Source organism: Yoonia sp. I 8.24 (assembly GCF_022096995.1).
In the GTDB taxonomy this organism is placed as follows: domain Bacteria; phylum Pseudomonadota; class Alphaproteobacteria; order Rhodobacterales; family Rhodobacteraceae; genus Yoonia.
Genome location: NZ_JACXGQ010000009.1, coordinates 16628 through 38702, shown reverse-complemented (window position 1 = coordinate 38702; position 22075 = coordinate 16628). Strand labels below are relative to the sequence as shown.

The 22075-nt window shown below is 54.8% G+C and carries 20 protein-coding genes; 9 read left to right on the top strand and 11 right to left on the bottom strand.

Annotated elements, in window-relative coordinates; translation table 11 throughout:
- The first annotated feature begins 17 nt into the window (after positions 1-17).
- Positions 18-1037, top strand: a complete 1020-nt coding sequence (locus Yoon_RS15810; protein WP_113774966.1) for a ribose-phosphate pyrophosphokinase — start codon at positions 18-20, stop codon at positions 1035-1037.
- A gap of 58 nt (positions 1038-1095) precedes the next feature.
- Here the strand turns inward: Yoon_RS15810 and Yoon_RS15805 are convergent, their stop codons facing one another.
- From Yoon_RS15805 to Yoon_RS15770, 8 genes are all read right to left on the bottom strand, one after another.
- Complete coding sequence (locus tag Yoon_RS15805; RefSeq protein ID WP_238113507.1) at positions 1096-1692, bottom strand: hypothetical protein; 597 nt, start codon at positions 1690-1692, stop codon at positions 1096-1098.
- 133 nt (positions 1693-1825) lie between these two features.
- A complete protein-coding gene (locus Yoon_RS15800) occupies positions 1826-2131 on the bottom strand; it encodes an H-type lectin domain-containing protein (RefSeq protein ID WP_370642199.1) in 306 nt (101 codons plus the stop codon).
- 162 nt (positions 2132-2293) lie between these two features.
- Positions 2294-2731, bottom strand: coding sequence for a F0F1 ATP synthase subunit epsilon (locus Yoon_RS15795; protein WP_238113505.1), 438 nt, complete (start codon positions 2729-2731; stop codon positions 2294-2296).
- 20 nt (positions 2732-2751) lie between these two features.
- A complete protein-coding gene (gene atpD / locus Yoon_RS15790) occupies positions 2752-4176 on the bottom strand; it encodes a F0F1 ATP synthase subunit beta (protein WP_238113504.1) in 1425 nt (474 codons plus the stop codon).
- Between the two features lie 18 nt (positions 4177-4194).
- Positions 4195-5067 carry a F0F1 ATP synthase subunit gamma gene (locus Yoon_RS15785; RefSeq protein ID WP_238113503.1) on the bottom strand — a complete coding sequence of 291 codons (873 nt, stop codon included), beginning with the start codon at positions 5065-5067 and terminating at the stop codon, positions 4195-4197.
- A 25-nt stretch (positions 5068-5092) separates the two neighbouring features.
- Entirely contained in the window at positions 5093-6628 is a 1536-nt protein-coding gene (gene atpA / locus Yoon_RS15780) for a F0F1 ATP synthase subunit alpha (protein WP_238113502.1), read from the bottom strand.
- The gene (locus Yoon_RS15775; protein ID WP_238113500.1) at positions 6629-7195 is read right to left on the bottom strand and encodes a F0F1 ATP synthase subunit delta; all 567 of its coding nucleotides are present in this window, start codon (positions 7193-7195) and stop codon (positions 6629-6631) included. It lies immediately after the preceding gene.
- A 285-nt stretch (positions 7196-7480) separates the two neighbouring features.
- A complete protein-coding gene (locus Yoon_RS15770; protein WP_238113498.1) occupies positions 7481-8245 on the bottom strand; it encodes a DUF2793 domain-containing protein in 765 nt (254 codons plus the stop codon).
- Between the two features lie 160 nt (positions 8246-8405).
- On the opposite strand from Yoon_RS15770, the gene gmd reads away from it, so the two are divergent.
- From gmd to galE, 5 genes are all read left to right on the top strand, one after another.
- On the top strand, positions 8406-9524 hold the full coding sequence (gene gmd / locus Yoon_RS15765) for a GDP-mannose 4,6-dehydratase (protein ID WP_238113496.1): 1119 nt from the start codon (positions 8406-8408) through the stop codon (positions 9522-9524).
- A gap of 2 nt (positions 9525-9526) precedes the next feature.
- The gene (locus Yoon_RS15760) at positions 9527-10492 is read left to right on the top strand and encodes a GDP-L-fucose synthase (RefSeq protein WP_238113494.1); all 966 of its coding nucleotides are present in this window, start codon (positions 9527-9529) and stop codon (positions 10490-10492) included.
- A 10-nt stretch (positions 10493-10502) separates the two neighbouring features.
- Positions 10503-11915 (top strand): mannose-1-phosphate guanylyltransferase/mannose-6-phosphate isomerase, encoded by a 1413-nt coding sequence (locus Yoon_RS15755; RefSeq protein WP_238113493.1) that lies wholly within the window; start codon positions 10503-10505, stop codon positions 11913-11915.
- Positions 11916-12046: 131 nt separating this feature from the next.
- A complete protein-coding gene (locus Yoon_RS15750; protein WP_238113491.1) occupies positions 12047-13636 on the top strand; it encodes a M10 family metallopeptidase C-terminal domain-containing protein in 1590 nt (529 codons plus the stop codon).
- Complete coding sequence (gene galE / locus Yoon_RS15745; protein ID WP_238113489.1) at positions 13636-14655, top strand: UDP-glucose 4-epimerase GalE; 1020 nt, start codon at positions 13636-13638, stop codon at positions 14653-14655. The genes Yoon_RS15750 and galE overlap by 1 nt, the downstream gene beginning before the upstream one ends.
- Before the next feature lie 157 nt (positions 14656-14812).
- On the opposite strand, the gene Yoon_RS15740 is transcribed toward galE, so the two are convergent.
- Positions 14813-16180, bottom strand: coding sequence for a phosphomannomutase (locus tag Yoon_RS15740; RefSeq protein WP_238113487.1), 1368 nt, complete (start codon positions 16178-16180; stop codon positions 14813-14815).
- Positions 16181-16382: 202 nt separating this feature from the next.
- On the opposite strand from Yoon_RS15740, the gene Yoon_RS15735 reads away from it, so the two are divergent.
- Positions 16383-18617 carry a calcium-binding protein gene (locus tag Yoon_RS15735; RefSeq protein WP_238113486.1) on the top strand — a complete coding sequence of 745 codons (2235 nt, stop codon included), beginning with the start codon at positions 16383-16385 and terminating at the stop codon, positions 18615-18617.
- Positions 18618-18622: 5 nt separating this feature from the next.
- On the opposite strand, the gene Yoon_RS15730 is transcribed toward Yoon_RS15735, so the two are convergent.
- Positions 18623-19741, bottom strand: coding sequence for a polysaccharide biosynthesis/export family protein (locus tag Yoon_RS15730; protein WP_238113485.1), 1119 nt, complete (start codon positions 19739-19741; stop codon positions 18623-18625).
- A gap of 165 nt (positions 19742-19906) precedes the next feature.
- On the bottom strand, positions 19907-20083 hold the full coding sequence (locus Yoon_RS15725; RefSeq protein WP_238113484.1) for a DUF1674 domain-containing protein: 177 nt from the start codon (positions 20081-20083) through the stop codon (positions 19907-19909).
- Positions 20084-20151: 68 nt separating this feature from the next.
- Here Yoon_RS15725 and Yoon_RS15720 point away from each other — a divergent pair, with 68 nt between their 5' ends.
- Positions 20152-21420, top strand: a complete 1269-nt coding sequence (locus tag Yoon_RS15720) for an RsmB/NOP family class I SAM-dependent RNA methyltransferase (protein ID WP_238113483.1) — start codon at positions 20152-20154, stop codon at positions 21418-21420.
- Positions 21417-21953: an NADPH-dependent FMN reductase gene (locus tag Yoon_RS15715; RefSeq protein ID WP_238113482.1), complete on the top strand. Its 537-nt coding sequence runs from the start codon at positions 21417-21419 to the stop codon at positions 21951-21953. Before Yoon_RS15720 ends, Yoon_RS15715 begins: the two co-directional genes overlap by 4 nt.
- The last annotated feature ends 122 nt before the right edge of the window (positions 21954-22075 follow it).

Here is a 22075-nt window from a genome sequence, read left to right as displayed (position 1 = left end):
GCCAAAGGACCCCCCCAATGCCGACTATGACTGCACCCAAGCTCATTTCTGGAAATTCAAATCAGCCTCTCGCCGCTGCGATTTCACGCCGTATGGCGATGCATCGCGGTATGGATGTCGGGCTGGTCGACGCCCGTGTCGAACGCTTTAACGATGGCGAGATCTTCGTCGAAGTGTTTGAGAACGTCCGCGGCGAAGACATGTTTATCATTCAGCCGACGTCAAACCCGGCCAACGATAACCTGATGGAATTGCTGATTATCGCCGATGCTCTGCGCCGGTCCTCTGCTGATCGCATCACCGCTGTGATCCCCTACTTTGGCTACGCCCGCCAAGACCGCCGGTCAAAGGCGCGCACGCCGATCACGGCGAAACTGGTTGCGAACATGCTGGTCGAAGCTGGCGTTGAACGTATCTTGACCCTGGATTTGCACGCCACGCAAATTCAGGGTTTTTTCGATATCCCGGTGGATAACCTTTATGCATCCCCGATCTACGCATTGGACGCGATGCATAATTTTCGTGACCGGATGGAAGACGTCATGGTGGTATCACCCGATGTTGGCGGCGTGGCGCGCGCGCGCGACCTTGCCCAACGCCTTGGTGCGCCCCTGTCTATCGTTGATAAACGTCGTGGCAAGCCCGGAGAAGTGGCTGAAATGACCGTTATCGGCGACGTCAAAGACCGCGTGTGTATTATTGTTGATGATATCGTTGATACCGCTGGCACCCTGTGCAAAGCCGCCGAAGTCTTGATGGATAACGGCGCCCGCGAAGTGCATTCCTATATCACCCACGGTGTTCTTTCAGGCCCTGCAGTTGACCGGATCACAAATTCAGCGATGAAAAGCCTAGTGATTACAGACACGATCGCCGCAACAAAACCCGTTTTGGCCGCCCCGAATATCCGGGTCGTACCAACAGCACCGATGTTTGCGCAGGCCATCTTGAACACTTGGAACGGCACATCCGTGTCATCCCTGTTCGACCACAAAACGCTCGGCCCAATTTACGAAGGCCTATACGCGGCGGACTAGCCGCCGATATGCGTTTGATGGCACCCTCAGCCGTTCAACAAGGGTGCCATCAACAACGTTAGTTAAACAGGTAAGACACGTTCAACGAGACCGCTTCGAACGTCGGCTCATAGCCTCCACCTTGGCTCGTCGTATTTGTTTCAAGGTTGTCATAGATCAGTTCATACCGCAGCATGTTGCCGTTAAAGCCCTGCTGCAGACCCAGCCCAACCGTATATCCAGAATTTACGGCGTCATCGCGCGTGGTGATAAATGTTGCGGCGCTACCGCTGGCTGCGGCAAAACCAAAGGATGCAAAACCCTCGAAATTACCAACCGGCATCCCGACAATACCGCGTAAACGGGTCGTTGCGTAGTGTTCACAATAGTAAGGTCCGCTAGCACCATCTGAACAGGTGTTCCCACCGTTCTCGAAATCACTGCCGACAGCAATATCCGCGCCAAATTCAGCACCATAGAACATATCAGCCTGATCCCAGCGGTATCCCACGGTCCCAGTGATTGCACCGTACGTGTCAGTAGACGAAGTGCTACTAGCTACATCTTCAAGTGAGTCGCCTTGCACCAAAGAAACCCCGCCGCCGTAATATAGCCCATCGGCCTGAGCGGTTGTCGCGCAAAGCAATACTGTCGTTGTTACAATTGTTTTGATCATCTTATTCTCCATAGATTAATAGTCGTCGATTAATGGAAAAACTCTGCGCCAAAAAAACCAAAAAAGTCATGAAAAACGGATTCTACCCGGCCATTCATGTACCCTTGCGATAACATTGCAACACCGATTGTTGCTAATACAGATCCCAGCCATCGTCATTCGGAAGCTCCCCGAATGACGTCCATGCAATCCGGACGCGCGCGACTTGTGTGTCCGCCCAAGTGCGAAACACAATTTCAAATCCAGTTTCAGTGATGTTTTCGGCTTGAACATCGGCCCGCGTATTCGTCGAATTTGAAATATCCCACATCGACATGGACACCTGCACATGCGGCGGTGTCAGATACTGGGTTTCAAATTTCACGTATTCGCGGCTTTGGCGTGGTCCGTTGCCACGCCACATTGCGCCGTCATCTTCGAAGTCTGAAAACAAGACCACATCTCCGTGATCTATCCCAACTGTGCTACTGTTTAATCTATGCATCGCCTCTCGCGACCCTCTAAAATCCTTAAGGTTGTATGTCACGTTTCACCAACAAACGCGACCCTACAATAGCAAAGGGCCCCGCGATGCGAGGCCCTTGTAATTATTAGCGCATTTTTAACCGAAGTTAGAGTGCTCTGAATCCAACCCGATATGGGTGCCCATTGCAACCATATCCGCGATCAGCTTCGCGGCTTCATCGACGGGGCCCGGTTCATTTTCAACTTCTTCTTCATGCTTCTTGTACAGCTCTTTGGCATCAGCAATAAGCTTTTCGTAAACCTCTTGCGTCATCTCATCGCGGTGCAAAGCTTGTTCTGCCAAGACCGAAACGCCCGTTGCGCTGATTTCAGCGAAGCCGCCAAGAACAACATATTCCTCGGTCGTCCCATCATGCGTCACACGCATAATGCCGGGGCGCAATGTTGTGATGGTTGGCGCGTGGCCCGCCATCACAGTCATGTCGCCGTCAGCACCGGGGATCATTACCTCGGTTGTTTCGACTGAAGCCAAACGGCGTTCAGGTGAAACGAGATCGAATTGTAGGTTTGCCATGTTGGCTCCTTACAGGTTCATTAAGCTGCGTCAGCAGCCATTTTTTCGGCTTTTGCTTTCACTTCTTCGATGCCACCTACCATGTAGAAAGCGCCTTCTGGGAAGTGATCGTATTCACCGGCAACAACAGCTTTGAAAGAAGAAATCGTGTCGTCCAGAGGAACCTGAACACCCGGTGAACCGGTGAAGATTTCAGCAACGTCAAACGGCTGTGACAAGAAGCGTTCGATTTTACGCGCGCGGGAAACGGTCAGTTTGTCTTCTTCTGACAATTCGTCCATGCCCAAAATCGCGATGATATCTTGAAGCGACTTGTAGCGCTGCAGCATTTGCTGAACGTCAGCAGCCACGGCGTAGTGCTCTTCACCAACGATTGCTGGGTCCAGCAGACGTGATGTTGAATCGAGCGGATCAACCGCAGGGTAGATACCCTTTTCAGAGATCGCACGGTTCAAAACGGTTGTCGCATCAAGGTGCGCAAACGATGTCGCTGGCGCAGGGTCGGTCAAGTCATCCGCAGGCACGTAAATCGCCTGAACCGATGTAATCGACCCGTTCTTTGTTGATGTAATACGTTCTTGCATCGCGCCCATGTCGGTCGCCAGTGTTGGCTGGTAGCCAACCGCAGATGGGATACGACCCAAAAGCGCAGACACCTCGGAACCGGCTTGTGTAAAGCGGAAGATGTTGTCGACGAAGAATAGAACGTCTGTACCAGATTGGTCGCGGAACGCTTCGGCCATTGTCAGACCTGACAGGGCAACACGCATACGTGCACCGGGAGGCTCGTTCATTTGGCCGTAAACCAGGGCCACTTTGGACTTGGTCAGGTCATCCATGTCGATAACTTTGGATTCGATGAATTCGTAGTAAAGATCGTTACCTTCACGTGTACGCTCACCCACACCCGCGAATACGGAGTAGCCAGAGTGCACTTTCGCGATGTTGTTGATCAATTCTTGAATAAGAACTGTTTTACCAACACCCGCACCACCGAACAGACCAATTTTACCACCCTTCGCGTAAGGCGCGAGAAGGTCGATAACTTTGATGCCTGTTACCAGTACTTCAGAAGCCGTCGATTGTGCTTCGAATTCTGGCGCTTCAGCGTGGATAGAACGGCGGTCTTCTTCACCGATGGGGCCACGTTCGTCGATTGGCTCACCAATCACGTTCATGATCCGGCCCAGTGTGGCATCGCCCACTGGAACTGTGATGGTTGTGCCTTCGTCGGTCACTTCTTGACCGCGGACCAGACCTTCGGTCGCGTCCATCGCAATTGTGCGAACTGTGTTTTCACCAAGGTGCTGTGCAACTTCAAGTGTCAGTGACTTGCCGTTGTTGTCCGTGGTGAGGGCGTTCAAAATCTCAGGCAGGTGGTCACCGAACTGCACGTCAACGACGGCGCCGATGATCTGCGTGATCTTACCTTTAGCGTTTGCCATAATGGTTTTCTCCGGGGTCTAGAGCGCTTCCGCGCCCGAAATAATTTCAATCAGCTCGTTGGTGATGACGGCCTGACGCGAACGGTTAAATTCGATAGTCAGTTGGTCGATCATGTCACCAGCGTTGCGTGTCGCATTGTCCATCGCAGACATCCGCGCACCCTGTTCAGAGGCCGCGTTTTCCAGCAGGGCGCTGAAGATGGCTGTCGCAACACCGCGCGGCAACAAGTCAGCTAGAATTTCTTCTTCGCTAGGCTCGTAGTCGTACAGGGTTGTGTCAGCGTCCTCAGCCACATCAAAGCTAGATGGGATGATTTGCTGGGCGGTTGGGTGCTGTGTCACAACGTTTTCGAAACGCGCGTAAAAGATCGTCGCGACATCAAATTCGTTTTCATCAAAGCGGGCCAACACGCCTTTGGCGATGTCTTGTGCGTTCAGATAGCCAAGCCGTTTGACGCTACTCATGTCGACATGATCGACAAAGTAATCGCCCAACTCGCGCTTGATCGCGTCGCGGCCTTTTTTTCCGACAGTGATGATTTTCACTGTCTTGCCGTCTGCGATCAATTTTTGCGCGTGCGTTTTCGCAAGCTTTGCGATGTTGCCGTTAAAGCCACCACACAAACCACGTTCAGCCGTCATGACGATCAGCAATTGCACCTGATCGCTGCCCGTACCGGACAGCAATTTTGGTGCAGTTTCTGAACCGCCAACCGATGCAGCAAGCTGCCCCATCACAGCGTTGAAACGCTCTGTGTAGGGACGTGATGCTTCGGCTGCTTCTTGGGCGCGGCGCAATTTTGCTGCCGCGACCATTTGCATGGCCTTCGTGATCTTGCGGGTCGATTTGACCGACGCGATCCGATTTTTCAGGTCCTTAAGATTAGGCACGTGTTCGTCTCCTTGATCTTAGGGTTTAAGCGAAATCGGCAGCGAAAGCGTCCAAAGCGGCTTTGATCTTGGCTTCAGCGTCGCCTTTGATCTTTGGATCTTCTTTGGTGATCATTTCAAGCACGTCAGATGCGTTTGTACGCAGGTGCTTGAGCAAACCAGCCTCGAAACGGCCAACGTCTTTGACGCCGACGTTATCCAAGTAGCCTTTTGTACCAGCATAAATCACGCAAACGATTTCTGCGTTTGTCAGTGGCGCATACTGTGGTTGCTTCATCAATTCAGTCAGACGGGCACCACGGTTCAGCAATTGCTGTGTCGCGGCGTCAAGGTCAGAACCAAACTGCGCAAAGGCAGCCATTTCACGGTACTGCGCAAGCTCAAGCTTAACAGGACCAGCAACAGATTTCATTGCGTTCGTCTGCGCGGCAGACCCAACACGCGAAACTGACAGACCGGTGTTCACCGCAGGACGGATCCCTTGGTAGAACAGTTCAGTTTCAAGGAAGATCTGACCGTCGGTGATCGAAATCACGTTGGTTGGAATAAACGCAGACACGTCGCCACCTTGGGTTTCGATGATCGGCAGCGCCGTCAAAGACCCGGAACCGTTGTCTTCGTTCAGTTTACATGAACGCTCGAGCAGACGGGAGTGAAGGTAGAAAACGTCACCTGGGTAAGCTTCACGCCCTGGTGGACGGCGCAGAAGAAGTGACATTTGACGGTAAGACACAGCTTGCTTGGACAGATCATCATAGATGATCAGCGCGTGGCGGCCCGCATCGCGGAAGTGCTCTGCCATGGCTGTCGCAGCATATGGTGCAAGGAACTGCATTGGCGCAGGATCAGAAGCCGTCGCAGCAACAACGATTGAATATTCAATCGCGCCGGATTCTTCGAGCTTTTTCACCAGCTGTGCAACTGTTGAACGCTTTTGACCAACCGCAACGTATACGCAGAACAGTTTGTCCGACTCGCTGGCAGCTGCATCATTGTATGATTTTTGGTTCAGGATCGTATCAAGTGCGATCGCTGTTTTACCTGTTTGGCGGTCACCAATGATCAATTCGCGCTGGCCACGGCCAACGGGGATCATTGAGTCAACAGATTTCAGACCTGTCGCCATTGGTTCGTGAACCGATTTACGTGGGATAATGCCGGGCGCTTTGGAATCAGCAACTGCGCGTTTTTTCGTTTTGATCGGGCCTTTGCCGTCAAGCGGGTTACCCAGACCATCAACAACGCGACCAAGCAGTTCGTCACCAACAGGAACGTCCACGATGGATTTTGTGCGCTTAACAGTGTCGCCTTCTTTGATGTCACGGTCAGAACCGAAGATAACAACACCAACGTTGTCAGCTTCAAGGTTCAACGCCATCCCGCGGATACCACCGGGGAATTCAACCATTTCACCGGCTTGTACGTTATCAAGGCCATAAACGCGGGCGATACCATCACCAACGCTTAGTACCCGGCCAACTTCGGCCACTTCGGCTTCTTGGCCAAAGTTTTTGATCTGGTCCTTAAGGATCGCAGAGATTTCAGACGCTTGGATCGCCATTTATCCGACCTCTTTCATAGTGTTCTGGAGTGCGTTGAGCTTTGAGGCGATCGACGTATCGATCATCTTAGAGCCCACTTTGACAATAAGACCGCCGATGATAGAGGCATCGACGGTTTCTTTGATGGTGACAGATTTGCCCACTTGGGCAGTAAGTGTTTTGGCTAGCTTATCGGCTTGCGCTTTTGTCAGCTTCTTGGCTGCGGTCACTTCGGCAGTCACCTCGCCACGTTCTTCGGCCAACATGCCTTGCAGAACAGCCAAAAGCTGCGGCAACACAAACAAACGGCGCTTGCTTGCCAGCAGCGCCAATACATTGCTTGTTGATGCAGACAATTTCATTTTTGTTGCAATCGCGGCGATCGCGGAACCTTGTTGTTCACGGCTATAAAGCGGTGATGACAACAATGTACGCATGTCATCGCTTTCAGTGATTGCAGTTTCCAAAGCCGCTACGTCAGTTTCGAGCGCTTTGATGGCCTTGCCTTCTTTGGCAAGGTCAAACACGGCTGTCGCATAACGCGACGCAATGCTTGTGGAGATACCAACAGTTTCGGACACGTCCACCCTTCCGATGTCTTAGGCCCAATCACCACCCCATTCAGGGCGACAACCAAGCAACTTGTTTGGCCCCCGTGGATCACGAAAGCGTCAAAATCCTGTGCGATGTAGCAGAGCAACTATGCTGTCGCAAGTTCCCTGCGCAGTTAATCCACACCATATCTGGCTGGATAGGGATTTGGGGTATCATTTTTGAGGCCAAACCACGAACGTCGGGTCAAAAAGCAAAAAAGGCGCGGTCAATTAAGACCGCGCCCCTGATTAACGAATCTGTTGTCGTACCGAATTCTTTTAAAAGAGGTCCTGCCACCCGGTGCCATCGTGGCATCGCAACTTGTTCGTCGTCGAATCAAAGTAGACGTCGCCAGCCGCCGCAGTTCCGGGCGTCGCGCTCGGCTCCACATGCAAGACCTGGTTAATACGCACGCGCCCATCCGTGCCATCGATTCCGATGGCTGTGAACCATGACGCTCCGTCTGCGCTGACTTTAATACTAAAATCATCGCTGCCAGAAAGTCCCATTTCCGCGCGCCCGGACCATCCACTTTGATAGAGTAGTGATGCGGTGTTGCTGCCCCCCGCCTTATTGATTTTAAGCTGGTGCCCAGCGCCTGCATTGTTCAATAGCGTCGCCTCACTAGAAACAGCCAATCGGTTGATCGCATCGGCCGTCGTGTTCACTCCGATCATCGCGACATTCTGCGGCTCAAACGCCGCCCCTTTCGTGACCCAAACCCCACTATTCAGCACTTGCAGCTCGCCAATGTCGCGCACCCATGCTGTCCAACCATCGATAGGCGCGACAAATAGCCACCCCCCACCACGCCACGTTGCGATTTGCCCGTCTTGACCGACCCAATCGCCCGTCGCACCCGTCCCGATCCCCCAAGATTCGCCCTCCGCCGGGCTAGCGGGGGGCACCGTGGCGCCGCTCTCTTCCAGCGTCAACTGCACGAGCAGATCAAGAAGCTCGATCGCTTCGTTATGCGTGACGTGTTTTTGCGCCTGCGCGGGCAAGATATACGGCATGGACAGGTTCGGGGTAAAATCAGACATGGGGTCATCGCGCCTTTTGGGAAATGTGAAATCCCCGGCAGTATCGACCCATCCGTGTAAATGATCACTGCAAGCAGCGTACGGCGGTTAACGCGTCGTTAAGACCTCTCAGGCACCAAAGTAGTTAACGAATCGTAATTGCGGCATGAGGGGAATTTACGTGAAGCGCGCTTTGATCACTGGGGTCACAGGCCAAGACGGGTCTTACCTTGCCGAATTTCTGCTTGAAAAAGGCTATGAGGTCCACGGCATTAAACGCCGTGCATCGCAATTTAACACCAATCGCATTGATCACATTTACCAAGATCCGCAAACCGACGACGCACGATTCATCCTGCACTATGGCGATCTGACCGACAGCTCGAACCTGACCCGCATCGTCGCACAGGTTCAGCCCGACGAAGTTTATAACCTCGGTGCGCAATCCCATGTCGCCGTCAGCTTTGAAGCCCCCGAATACACCGCTGATGTGGATGCGATGGGCACGTTGCGCCTGCTAGAGGCCATTCGCTTTTTGGGACTGGAAAAGAAAACCCGGTTTTATCAGGCTTCGACCTCTGAACTTTACGGTCAAGTCGCGCACAGCCCGCAGACTGAACAAACCCCGTTTCATCCGCGCAGCCCATATGGCGTGGCCAAGCTATTCGCCTATTGGACCTGTGTGAACTACCGCGAAGCTTATGGCATGTACGCCTGCAACGGCATTTTGTTTAACCACGAAAGCCCGCGACGCGGCGAAACTTTTGTCACCCGCAAGATAACGCGCGGGCTGGCCAATGTCGCAATGGGTCTGCAAGATTGTATTTATATGGGTAATATCGATGCGCTACGTGATTGGGGCCACGCGCGCGACTATGTGCGCGCGCAGTGGATGATGCTGCAACAAGAGACGCCCGAAGACTATGTGATCGCCACAGGTGTTCAGCATTCTGTGCGCGACTTTATACGCTGGTCGGCGGCTGAACTCGGGTTGCAATTGACCTTTAAGGGAAAAGGCATTCATGAAATGGCCGTGGTGAAAGCCGTCACCAGTGACCGCGCCGCTTCGGTCAAACCCGGCGACGTGATCATGCGGATCGATCCACGTTATTTCCGACCCGCCGAGGTCGATACGTTGCTGGGCGACCCGACAAAGGCCCGAGCACAGCTTGGTTGGTCACCGCAGATCACTGCACAACAGATGTGCGCCGAGATGATCGCCGAAGACCTGCAAACGGCACGGCGCTATGCGCTTCTGAGGGAACATGGGTTAAGCCTGCCGATGACAATCGAGGCCTAAACATGCGTATATATGTGGCCGGGCACAACGGTATGGTTGGCAGCGCAATTCTGCGGCAACTGGCGCAGACTGATCACGAAATCCTGACGGCACCGCGCGCGCAAGTCGATCTAACCAACCAAAGCGCCGTCCGTGGTTTTTTGCGCCAAGAGCGCCCCGACGCGGTTATCCTTGCCGCGGCGCGTGTTGGCGGGATCATGGCCAATGCCACCTACCCTGCCCCATTCATCTACGACAATCTGATGATCGCAGCGAATGTCATTCATCAATCGCATGACGCCGGGATTGATCGGCTGTTGTTTCTTGGGTCGTCATGCATTTACCCGCGTGACGCCGCGCAGCCCTTGCGAGAGTCTTCGCTGTTGACTGGTCTGCTCGAACCAACCAACGAGCCCTATGCGATCGCAAAAATCGCCGGAATCAAACTTTGCGAAAGCTATAATCGACTATATGGCACCGATTACCGATCAATCATGCCGACCAATCTTTACGGTCCGGGCGACAATTTTCATCCCGAAAATGCCCATGTGCTGCCTGCGCTGATCAATCGGTTTCATGCGGCCACGCAGGCGGGCGATGACACCGTAACCGTTTGGGGAAGCGGCACGCCCCGGCGCGAATTCTTACACGTCGATGACCTAGCAAAGGCTGCACTGTTCATTCTAGGACTGGATAAAGCGCGATACACTGCCGCGACATCCCCAATGCAAAGCCACATCAATGTCGGCACAGGCACCGACATCACAATTGCAGAACTCGCGGCAATGATCGCGGATATTACCGGGTTCTCTGGCACCATCACCTTTGACCGCAGAAAACCCGACGGCACACCACGCAAATTACTGGACGTGCAAACAATGGCCAACCTTGGCTGGCGCGCGAAAATCAACTTGCGTAATGGGATCAGCAACACCTATCAGTGGTTGAACGCGCAGCGAAAAGACGAACACGCGCGCAACGCAGGTTGAGAGAGGTGGCATGATTACTCCGGTCATACTATGCGGCGGATCTGGCACACGGCTGTGGCCGCTTTCACGCAAAAGCTACCCGAAACAATTTGCACCCATAATCGGCGACCAAAGCCTCTTCCAGACCAGCGCGCTCCGGCTGCAGGGCGACGCGTACAATAGTCCAGTCGTTGTCACTGCTGACCAATTTCGGTTCACGGTCACACAACAATTGCAGGAGATTGGGATCGATCCCGGTGCCGTTTTGATCGAACCCGCAGGGCGTGACACTGGCCCTGCGATATTGGCGGCGGCGGCGCATCTGGCGCAGACCGATCCAGAGGGGCTAATGTTGGTCGCCCCCTCAGACCACGTGATCCCCGACAAGATTGCGTTTGACGCGGCAGTCGCTGCCGCAACCCCGGCGGCACAAAGCGGCCAATTGGTCACCTTTGGGATTCAACCCGACCGGGCTGAAACGGGCTATGGGTACCTCGCGCTTGATGCCATACCAACCGGAGAAACACGCCCTTTACCTCTCAAGGGTTTTGTCGAAAAACCTGATGCAAGCCATGCCGCAAAGATGGTGGAAGATGGCCGTTATCTTTGGAATGCCGGGATTTTCCTGTTCTCGGTCCAAGCCATCCTCAGGGCCTACCAAGCGACAAGTCCCGATATGTTTCTGGCGGTACAAGCGGCAATCGCCGAGGCAAAAACGGACCTTGGCTTTTTGCGTTTAGCGCCTGAACCATGGACGACAGCGCCCGCAATCTCAATCGATTATGCGGTGATGGAAAAAGCTGACAACCTATCTGTCGTCCCCTTTGCCAGCGGGTGGTCAGATCTTGGCGATTGGGCGTCTGTTTGGCGTGAAACCCAAACGGATGGCGTGGCGCTTTCCGGACCTGCGACCGCGATTGACTGTTCCAATACCTTGCTACGCTCAGAGGTCGACACGCAGGCAATCGTCGGCATTGGGCTTAAGGATATTGTCGCTGTCGCCATGCCAGATGCGGTGCTGGTCACGCATAAGGACCGGGCGCAGGACGTCAAAAAAGCCGTTGCGATCCTCAAAGAAAAATCCGCACCGCAGGCGACATGCTTTCCAAAGGATCACCGCCCGTGGGGCTGGTTCGAAAGCCTCGCAACGGGTGATCGTTTTCAAGTCAAGCGGATCGTCGTCAAGGCCGGCGGCGCCCTGTCTCTGCAATCGCATCACCACCGCGCAGAGCATTGGATCGTCGTACAAGGGACCGCAAAAGTCACCGTTGGCGAAGATGTGCAGATTCTTTGCGAGAACCAATCGGTCTATATCCCGCTTGGCGCCATCCATAGGCTTGAAAACCCCGGAAAGCTGCCGATGGTTTTGATCGAAGTGCAAACCGGGGGCTATCTGGGCGAAGATGACATTGTTCGCTACGAAGACATTTACGCGCGTGACTAATGCGTGCGCGAGACGGCACTCCGAATTATACGTTGAACGCAAGTTACCAACCGTGCTAATTTTCGCCGTAATTCTGATGTTTAACAGCATCGCAACTATTTAGACGCTTATTTCTCAGGAGAAATTATCCCTTGTGTGAAACTTGCCAAGCCCTCGCGAATACAACTGAATCAGTTTCTGGTCTGTCAGAAAACTGCCCCGCCTCAACGCTCGATACTGGCGGTAGCCTTGGGTACGACACCATCACAGTCTATTTTGTGCCTAGCGGTGGCACCGCCAATGCAGTTCCCGGTGAACGCACATCTGAAGGTTGGACCTCATATCAACAGCAGCAGTTCATGGCAGCGCTTACGACGATTTCGAATTACATCGACGTGACATTCACACAAACCAGTGACCCTAATGCCGACTTTCAGTTCGTCCTTGATGACTTTGGAAATGCAGGATCACTGGGGTATTTTTACTTGCCACCTGTAGAGGATTATTCAGGCCAGCTTATGGGCGCGTTCAATAGCGGCGGCTATGGCTGGAATAACGACGGCGGGCTTGAAGCTGGTGGATTAGGCTATTCCACAATCATTCACGAAGCACTGCACGGGCTGGGCCTTGCCCACCCCCATGACGGCGATAGCATTCTAAATGGGCTCGAAGGGTTTACCGGAAACTCTGACTATCCCTTTGGCTATTATGGCGACTACGACCTAAATCAGGGCGTCTATACGATCATGTCCTACAATGATGGGCTGTATACCAACCCTGCAACGGACTGGCAAAACGACGGGAGCTCCGCTTCACCTATGGCGCTCGACATTGCGATTTTGCAAGAGATTTACGGCGCGAACACGACATACAATAGCGGCGATAATGTCTATGAAATCCCGGACAATGACGACGCTTGGATTTCTATTTGGGATACGGGCGGCGAAGACACAATCAGCTACTCAGGCACAAAAGACGTCACAATCGACCTACGCGAAGCAACTTTGATCTACGCCGAAGGTGGCGGAGGTTACATTTCTGGGGCTGACGGGGTTGCGGGCGGCTATACAATCGCGAACGGCGCGGTCATCGAAAATGCGATTGGTGGATCAGGCGATGATACGTTGATCGGGAATGGCGCCGATAACGAGCTAACCGGTAACGGTGGCAACGATGAATTGGTGGGCGGCACGGGCGACGATGACCTGGACGGCGGTAGCGGCAATGACACATTGCAAGGGGATTCGGGCAGCGATGATGCCACTGTGTCCAGCGGTACCAACACTATTTATGGTGGCAGCGGGTTTGACGACTTGGATGGCGGGACTGGCGTTGACACGATCTTTGGCGGCAGTGGCGACGACGACATCACTGGCGGTGGTAGCGGCGACACGCTGTACGGTGGGCGCGGCGATGATGATATCGATGGCGACGCAGGTGCCGACACGATCATTGGCGGCATGGGCGCAGATACACTAACGGGCGGCGCTGGCGCAGATACATTTGTCTTTAATGCGATGTCTGACAGCTTTATTGGGAATAGCGACACAATAGATGACTTTGGAAACGGTTCCGACCAAATTGATCTAAGCGCACTAGGTATCAGCGGCGCGGATGTCACCCTAAATGCGTCAGGTGGGAACACAACTGTTTTCATCGATAGCAACGATGATGGCGTTGACGATATGGCAATTTTGCTGACTGGCACAGTGCTGACGGACACCAGCGACTTCATCTTCTGATGCGCGTTCTGGTTACCGGTGGCGCAGGCTATATCGGTAGCCATACATTGCTTGAGCTCATGGCCCAAGGCCATGAGGTCTGTGTGCTGGATGATTACTCGAACGCCACGCCCGAGGTTTTGAACCGGGTGCGCGTCCTGTCGAATGGTACAGTGGCAGATTACACAGGCGATGTCCGCGACCCCGAGATGCTTGATCAAGTGATGCAAATTTTTCGCCCGGATGCGGTGATCCACTTTGCTGGACTTAAGGCGGTTGGCGAAAGCGAAGCAAAGCCGCTGCTGTATTACGATGTGAACGTGGGCGGTACGCTGGCCCTCCTGCGCGCGATGGACCGCGTGGGGTGCCGTACAATCATCTTTTCCTCTTCGGCCACAGTTTACGGTGAACCTGTCTATCTTCCCTACGACGAAGCCCACCCAACCGCGCCAATGTCCGTTTACGGCCAATCCAAACTGATGGCTGAAAACATTCTGACGAGCTGGGCGAAAGCAACGCAGGGTGCCGCCGCCGTATTGCTGCGGTATTTTAACCCGGTTGGCGCCCATCATTCGTCAAAGATCGGCGAAGACCCCAAAGATATTCCCAACAATTTGATGCCATATATCGCGCAGGTCGCCGTCGGGAAACGTCCGGCGCTATCCGTGTTTGGTGATGATTACGACACGCCCGACGGCACGGGGCTGCGCGACTATATCCATGTGGTTGATCTGGCCCGCGCGCATGTCGCGGCGCTCGACTATGCTACGAAAACACCCGGCGCACGCCCCTTCAATATCGGCACCGGGCAAAGCTATAGCGTACGCGACATGGTTGCGGCTTTTGAAAGTGCCTGCGGCCAGAAGATCGCAACAATCCAAGCCGAGCGCCGCGCCGGAGATATTGCGGCCATGCAGGCGGATGCGTCACGTGCGGCGGCGGAACTTGGGTGGCGGGCCGAACATGGTCTTAATGACATGGCTGCAAGCACCTGGGCTTGGCAATCCGCGAATCCAAACGGGTACGATCCCCAAAAATGACAAAGGCTTCCCGGTGAAAATCACACGAGAAGCCCTTAGACAAATCATTAACCAAATCACAAGAACCTTGCCCTGACGCCGATTTCTAAGCTTTTAGGTGCTAAAGTCTGTGCATTTTGTCACAATACACCAAGAATTTTGTGAATTGCGGTGTGCTTTACATTTCAAGGCGGCGAGATATGTCAGCTAGCCCAATCCGCAGCATATCTTGCGCGGCATCGGCGCTATCTGCCTCGACATAAAGCCGCAATTCTGGGGCGTTACCCGAAGGCCGCAGATGAACGATGCGACCATCTTGCAGCGTTATCCGGAGCCCGTCGGTTTGATTGATGTCGGCTTCTTGTCCTTCGAAACACCGCAAAAACGCGGCGCGCGATTCGTACGTTTCGGAAAGCTCACGCACCAGTGCCTGCGTCTTATCTGTCGCGACATTCTGCAAGCGATCTGCCGCAGTGAACCGAGCCGGTTGATCAGCGACCAGTTCTGCGACACTGCGCTGGCGTGCTGCGGCAAGCACCGCGAGCATGGGCAAAATGGCATCACGGGTCATCAATGGTGGTAATGTCCCGTTTGGTCCTTGCGCACAAAACCCCAAAAGGAATCCCCCGTTTGCCTCATAGCCAACGGTTTTGCCTGCGCAGGCTTCCATACCCGCAATTACATATGGCGACCCGATCTTAGTGCGCTGCACCGATAGGATTTGATCCACACCGGTGTTCGACGACACTGGGGTCACTGCGGTTTCTGCGCCCAAGGCCTGCGCTGTGATCTGGCCAAGAATATCACCTGGAATCACGATGCCCCCCGCATCTGTCACCAGCGGACGGTCCCCGTCGCCATCAGTCGAAACAATTGACGCGATGTCATGCGTTGCCGCCCAATCGCGCAATTGCACGCGTAAGGCAGGTGAAACAGCTTCGGTATCAACGGGGATGAATGTATCGGACCAACCCAGCATCACCACTTCCGCGCCCAGCGCGGTTAACAAATCGGCAAGCTGATCACGCCCCACAGCGCTATGTGCATAAAGCCCGATCCGCATCCCGTCCAACGCCTGCCCATAGGCGGCCACATAGCGCGCATTATTTTGGGTGCAGATTTGGTCGTTCTGGGACAGAGTGCCGGGATTGACCGCTACCGTCTTGCCCAATGCAGCAAGGATGGCTTGCTCATGCGCCTTTGTGATTTCGCCAGCGGGTGTATAGAATTTAAGCCCGTTGCGATCCGCTGGAATATGGCTCCCCGTGATCATCACCGCCGCGGCGCCTGCGGACATTGCCCCCAAGGCCAGCGCCGGGGTAGGCACCGCGCCACACATCGTCACATGCACCCCCGCCGTCACCGCCGCAAGGGAAACCATTGCAGCAATCTCAGGCGAGGACGGGCGCAGATCGTGGCCGATGTAAATCCCCGTGCCAATCGGACAAGACGCGATGAAAGCCGTGACATGTTGCCCAACGCAATCCGGTGTCAGTGCGGTGACAAGGCCGCGCAATCCGCTGGTGCCAAATTTGGGTGTGCTCATGATTTTCACCTTCTGCGTCGGATCGTTCTACCGCCCCCTGCGCCACAGGTACACCCGTAGCATCCTTCTAAAATTCACCGATTTATTGAGCCAATTTCGACCTAAGGTCCATGATCCTGCCGCATTTCGACCATGTGCCTGCCCCGCCTCGCCACGACCCTAAAGATCGACGACTGTTCTTTGGTCCTGGGGGGGACCACGCATGTCAGACATCACTATGGTAACTTACCTCAGCAATGGGGCTGAGCTCGCGTATTCGCACATCACGGATCTGTCTTTAATGACAGTAGATGGGGTGCAGGTGCTTTACAGCACAACCCAATACGACGGGCTCCTCAACGGCTGGGATATTTCCGGGGCGGTACCGGCGCTGATCGACAGCTTTGTGCTCGACGGTGGGGATATCGCTGGCAGCACAGCGACGATAGCAGCCGTACAAACTGGCAGCGGCATCACGATCCTAAGCGGGGGTGGCACCGGCGGCATCCTGCAAACCGTAACCCTTGATACAGATGGGGCCTTTGATGGAACCACTGCGCTGGCGGGGGTCAGCTTTTCTGGATTCCAGGACTTTACGATAATCACCCTGATTTCTGGGGAACAGATCGCCTATGGTGGCATCGCGGGTGCCGCCGGAATCGGGCAAATCACGTTTGACACGACCGGGGTCATGACGACGCAAACGCAATTGACTGGGACACCGGGCAGCTATGTCAATCAGATATCGGCGACGGCCTCGCTTAATATCGGCGGCCAAAACTTGCTTCTGACTGCAAGTGGTGTGGACAACGGCATCAGCAGTTGGTTGGTCGATGCGACGGGCGCGTTGACCTTGGCACAAGACCTTGGCACCACCGAAAACCTTTGGGTATCTGCGCCTACGGTCATGGCGACCGCGCTTGTGGACGGCACAAATTATGTATTACTCGGCGCGGCCGGAAGCGGCAGTATCAGCGTGATGGAGATCGACGCCAGCGGGCAGATGATTATCCGCGACCATGTGCTGGATACCTTAGAAACCCGGTTTGACGGGATCACAGCCCTAGAGACCGTAACCCACAACGGGCAAACCTATGTCATCGCAGGCGGGGCGGATGATGGGATCACCGTGTTTACATTGCTTGAAGGCGGGCAGTTGGTAAAGCGTGCGCATATCGCGGACACCACCGAAATGGGGCTTGAAAATATCAGCGCAATTGCGGTGGCCGGGACAGGCGGTGGGCTTGATATTTATGTCGCCAGCAGTAGCGAAATTGGCCTAACCAAATTGCGATATGACATCGGCACCGCTGGGATCACGACCACTGCTACGCTTGCTGGCGGCATCCTCGCCGGAACGGCGGGTGCTGATATTTTGCAGGGGCACGACGGCCCGGATGATCTGCAAGCAGGCGCAGGCGATGACATTCTGCGTGATGGCGATGGCAGCGATACGATGACCGGCGGGGCGGGTGCGGATGTGTTTATCCTCTCTGCTGATGACATGGACGACACGATTACCGATTTCACATTAGGTGAAGACGTTATTGATCTGTCAAATTGGTCTATGCTGCGTGACATCAGCCAACTCACCATGACCATTACCGCAAACGGTGTCGAAATCAGATACGGCGATGAGCTACTGACGATCTATAGCGCTGATGGGAATCCAATCGATTATCGCGCATTCACCAACGCTGATCTGATCGGGGTGACCCGCATTCCAAATAGCGCAACACCGGGCTACCCGGGCCCCGCAACCCCGCCACCTGATCCATCACCCCCGTCTTCCCCTGTTATAGATACCGGCGTCATGGACCCATTGGCCGGCACAGCGCTGATCGCAGATGGAAACAGTGACGACTTGCGTGACGCATTTGATGGGGCACCCAGCCCCAGCCCCACCGATGGCACCGCAACCGATGATCTTATCATGGGGACCGTAGGGGATGACACGATCAACGGTGGTGATGGGCGCGATGTGATTATGGCAGGTGGTGGGAATGATACCGTAACTGGCGGCGCTAGTGATGACACGCTTATGGGGCGGGGAGGTGATGACGTTTTGGAAGGCGATGCCGGTGCTGACATGCTGCTAGGCGGCGCAGGCGATGACGATATCTTTGGTGGGAGCGGACAAGACGTTCTGCGCGGCGGTGACGGGAATGACACGATCAGCGGCGGGGCAGGTGACGATATTCTCTATGGCGATGCTGGCGCGGATGAATTTATCTTTGAAGGCGGCAGCGATGTGATCGCAGATTTCACACAAGGCGAAGACCATATTACGCTTGATGCGGGCCTTTGGACCGGGCTCACATCTGCGGCCGACCTTTTGCTGATCTATGGGACGCTTAATGGAACGCAAATGATAATCGACTTTGGGGATGGCGATGTATTGACCATTGAAAACGTGACCGATGCCACCACGCTCGCGGATGACATCATTCTTTTTTAACAGGATCAGTTCACCAGCGAGGCGATATTTTGTCCCAGACTAAATACCGTCAAAGCGGGCCCAAGCGCGCTTTCGGTGCCATAAATCAAATCATCATCCTGGATGATAAATTTGCCTGCCGAAAACAGCCCGTCCGCTGAGGTCAGGTCCATCGTGAACACCACGCGTTCCTGCGCAGGACCTGTCACATCATCGCGCACTGCGTCGGCATCATATTCACGCATGATCAAGATACCCTTGGGGTTCGCGACCCCATCGCTCAAACCGCCGATGGTCGACAAGGCTTCAAGCGCGGTCATATCGGGTTGGGTTATTTGATGTACGGCTTCGGACCCAGTCGCGCCAAGCGATAGAAAATTGCGGTCGTCACCAATGATCATCACGCGGTCCCCGCCACGCATTGTCGTGTTCAGCGCGGGCTCTTCCATCAACCGTTTCAGCGACACTCCATAGGTGCGCCCGGCACGGATCAGTCTCACCTGCGGGTTCAGAAGCGACGGGTCAGCCCCCCCGGCAAGCGACAAAAGTTCCAGCAGCTTAAAGTTCCGGTCCGGCAATTCATATAGGCCCGGCGCCCCGAAACCTGTCATCAGGTTGGCCATGTTCGCGCGGCCGGGCAGGACGATCAGTTGCACCTGCGCCGATGGAATAGTGCGGCTTAGCTCTTCTTCGATACGCCCGCGCGCTGTCATCTCAGACATGCCGGAAATATGCATATCACCGATATAAGGGACAAAAATGCGCCCGTTGGCACCAACTTTGGTATCTTGCAACGGTGTGACGCGCTGCCCAGCCCCGGCCAAAAGCGAGTTTTCTTCAGCGTCCCATATTGTTAGCTGAACGGTATCGCCCGGCGCGATAATCAGCGATGCAGGCTGTTCTTGGCTCGCGATCCAAGGAAAAGACTGCACATCGCGATTAGGCCATGCATTGATCACCGGCAATGTTTCACGGGTGACCGCGACAACTTCGAAATCATAGACGGCCTCTTCGCCCTCTTCGCGGTTGCCTGCGTTGGATGCGGCCAACACTTCGGATTGAAACCCAGCCCCGCGCGGCAGGCTACAGCCAGCAGTCAATAGACATAATCCCAGCACGGCAATGCGCAGCATCGATAACGGCATGCTTACTCCCTCAGACGGCCGCAAATTAAGCGTGCGGCATCCATTTTCTTTACGACTACCTGAAATCTTCATGAAAGCAGAGCAGAAAATATGGAAAATTGCAGAGTGATGCAATGCCGCATAACGCGACCACGCCCGACGCAAGCTACCCGCTGATTGCATCGCTTAGAAATCGACTGCAATCCCTTTGCGTTCCCAATCGCCAAAACGTACCGGCTCAGGCCCGTCTCGCCCACCTAATTCAGTCGGCAAGCCATCCTTGCCACTGGCCTTACGGCGTGCTTCTGCCTCAGCAAGGGCGCGCTGGGCGGGGGTCGTTTGATCGGATGGCTGATCGGACATTTGAACTCTCCTTGTCGGCGGCATGGCTTTGATATACCCCGCTTGCACCCAGCATCAAGAGATACCCAATGAACCAAACAGGTCTGCCTGCCCGCCGTACCGCGCATCATTTGATGATGCAAATCACGACTGAAGGTCGCCTGATGGCCGAGTTGATCGCCGGCGGCGCACTTGCGCAGCTTGCCAATGACGACCGCGCCCGTGCGCAACGCTTGGCAACAGATGCTTTGCGCGGCTTGGACCGTGCAGATCGGATGCTGAAACCCTATCTAAAAAAGACGCCACCTGACCATGTGCTGAATGCCCTGCGCCTTGGCGTGATTGAGCTGTGCGGTGGTGAGGCAGCACATGGCGTTGTGAACGCTTATGTTGAAATTGTGGGCCGCAACAAACGCACCCAATCGATGAAGGGGCTGACCAACGCGGTGCTCCGTAAAATCGCAGCCGAAGGCCCCGATGGCTGGCATAAACGCGCAGTACCGCTGACACCGGGCTGGCTCCGCCAGCCTTTGGTTGCGGCATGGGGTCGTGACGCGGTTGTTGCGATGGAGGCCACGCATTTTGGCGGCGCGCCGCTGGATCTGACCCCCAAGACTGATGCGCAGGCCGTGGCCGATGCGACAGGCGGGCAAGTGCTGGCTACCGGATCGGTGCGGATCATGAACGCGGGCCAAGTATCCACCCTGCCCGGCTACGACACCGGCGATTGGTGGGTGCAGGATGCAGCGGCCGCAGTTCCGGTCAAGCTTTTGGGCGATGTCGCGGGCTTAAAGGTATTAGACCTCTGCGCTGCACCGGGCGGCAAAGCCATGCAATTGGCAGCCGCAGGCGCGGATGTGACTGCAGTAGACCTGTCGTCACGGCGCATGGACAGGGTCACTGAAAACCTGACACGCGTCGGGCTCAAGGCGCGGACCGTGACCAGCGACGCTTTTGCATTCACGGAAGATGGTTTTGACGCGATCATTCTGGATGCGCCCTGTTCAGCCACCGGCACAATCCGGCGGCATCCTGATCTGCCCTATGCGAAAGACGGATCAGAATTTGGCGCATTGATTGACCAACAAGAAACCATGATCGATCACGCGCTGACCCTGCTCAAACCCGGCGGACGGCTGGTATTTTGCACCTGTTCACTGCTACCCGACGAAGGCGAAGTGCAGATCGAGGACGCGCTGACGCGTCACCCCGATATCACTGTTGAACCCGCCACAGCCCCCGGTATCGACCCCGCATGGATCAGCGAAGAAGGTGGTCTTCGCCTGCGCCCCGACTATTGGGCCGATTTAGGCGGAATGGACGGATTCTATATGGCCGTGCTGCGCAAATCAGCATGAATATACTCGCGATTTCCGGAAGCACGCGCGCGGCATCTACCAATACTGCGTTGCTGCACGCACTTGCCAGGATCGCACCAGCTGGAGTGACAGTCACAGTTTACCATCAACTGGCAAGCCTGCCCATTTTCTCAGCGGACCAAGACGCAGCCCCCCCACCTGCCGTTCACACATTCAAACAAATGGTCGCAGATGCAGACGGGATCGTCTTCGCATGCCCTGAATACGTGCGCAGCATTCCCGGAGGGCTAAAAAACGCGATTGATTGGCTAGTTTCTGGCGACGCGGTTATCGCAAAGCCAATGGCGATTTTGCACGGCTCTCACCGAGGCGATGACATGCTGGACGCGCTGAGGGTTGTGCTTTCGACCGTCAGTAGCGCATTCAGTGCGACACCTTTTGTCAGGTTTGCATTGATCGGAAAATCACCCGAACACGTCTCCGAGCTACTGGCCGCACCTGAAAACGCGGCACAACTGCGCGCATTTCTTAGAAGTTTCATCGCCTTGGCAAATCCGCGCACAAACACATAAGCTTGCAAGACCTAACGGGATCGTCGTACCGGAAATACGAACCCCAAAACCCAATACAATCACATTGACTTAGGTCTGATTTAGACTGCGAGCTTAGCGGTCGTTTGTGCCTATTCCATAAG

Coding starts and splice junctions, on each gene's coding strand:
- Yoon_RS15810 (WP_113774966.1), top strand. CDS start 18: ATGCCGACTATGACTGCACCCAAGCTCATTTCTGGAAATTCAAATCAG.
- Yoon_RS15805 (WP_238113507.1), bottom strand. CDS start 1,692: ATGATCAAAACAATTGTAACAACGACAGTATTGCTTTGCGCGACAACC.
- Yoon_RS15795 (WP_238113505.1), bottom strand. CDS start 2,731: ATGGCAAACCTACAATTCGATCTCGTTTCACCTGAACGCCGTTTGGCT.
- atpD (WP_238113504.1), bottom strand. CDS start 4,176: ATGGCAAACGCTAAAGGTAAGATCACGCAGATCATCGGCGCCGTCGTT.
- atpA (WP_238113502.1), bottom strand. CDS start 6,628: ATGGCGATCCAAGCGTCTGAAATCTCTGCGATCCTTAAGGACCAGATC.
- Yoon_RS15770 (WP_238113498.1), bottom strand. CDS start 8,245: ATGTCTGATTTTACCCCGAACCTGTCCATGCCGTATATCTTGCCCGCG.
- Yoon_RS15760 (WP_238113494.1), top strand. CDS start 9,527: ATGCGTATATATGTGGCCGGGCACAACGGTATGGTTGGCAGCGCAATT.
- Yoon_RS15755 (WP_238113493.1), top strand. CDS start 10,503: ATGATTACTCCGGTCATACTATGCGGCGGATCTGGCACACGGCTGTGG.
- galE (WP_238113489.1), top strand. CDS start 13,636: ATGCGCGTTCTGGTTACCGGTGGCGCAGGCTATATCGGTAGCCATACA.
- Yoon_RS15740 (WP_238113487.1), bottom strand. CDS start 16,180: ATGAGCACACCCAAATTTGGCACCAGCGGATTGCGCGGCCTTGTCACC.
- Yoon_RS15735 (WP_238113486.1), top strand. CDS start 16,383: ATGTCAGACATCACTATGGTAACTTACCTCAGCAATGGGGCTGAGCTC.
- Yoon_RS15730 (WP_238113485.1), bottom strand. CDS start 19,741: ATGCCGTTATCGATGCTGCGCATTGCCGTGCTGGGATTATGTCTATTG.
- Yoon_RS15725 (WP_238113484.1), bottom strand. CDS start 20,083: ATGTCCGATCAGCCATCCGATCAAACGACCCCCGCCCAGCGCGCCCTT.
- Yoon_RS15720 (WP_238113483.1), top strand. CDS start 20,152: ATGAACCAAACAGGTCTGCCTGCCCGCCGTACCGCGCATCATTTGATG.
- Yoon_RS15715 (WP_238113482.1), top strand. CDS start 21,417: ATGAATATACTCGCGATTTCCGGAAGCACGCGCGCGGCATCTACCAAT.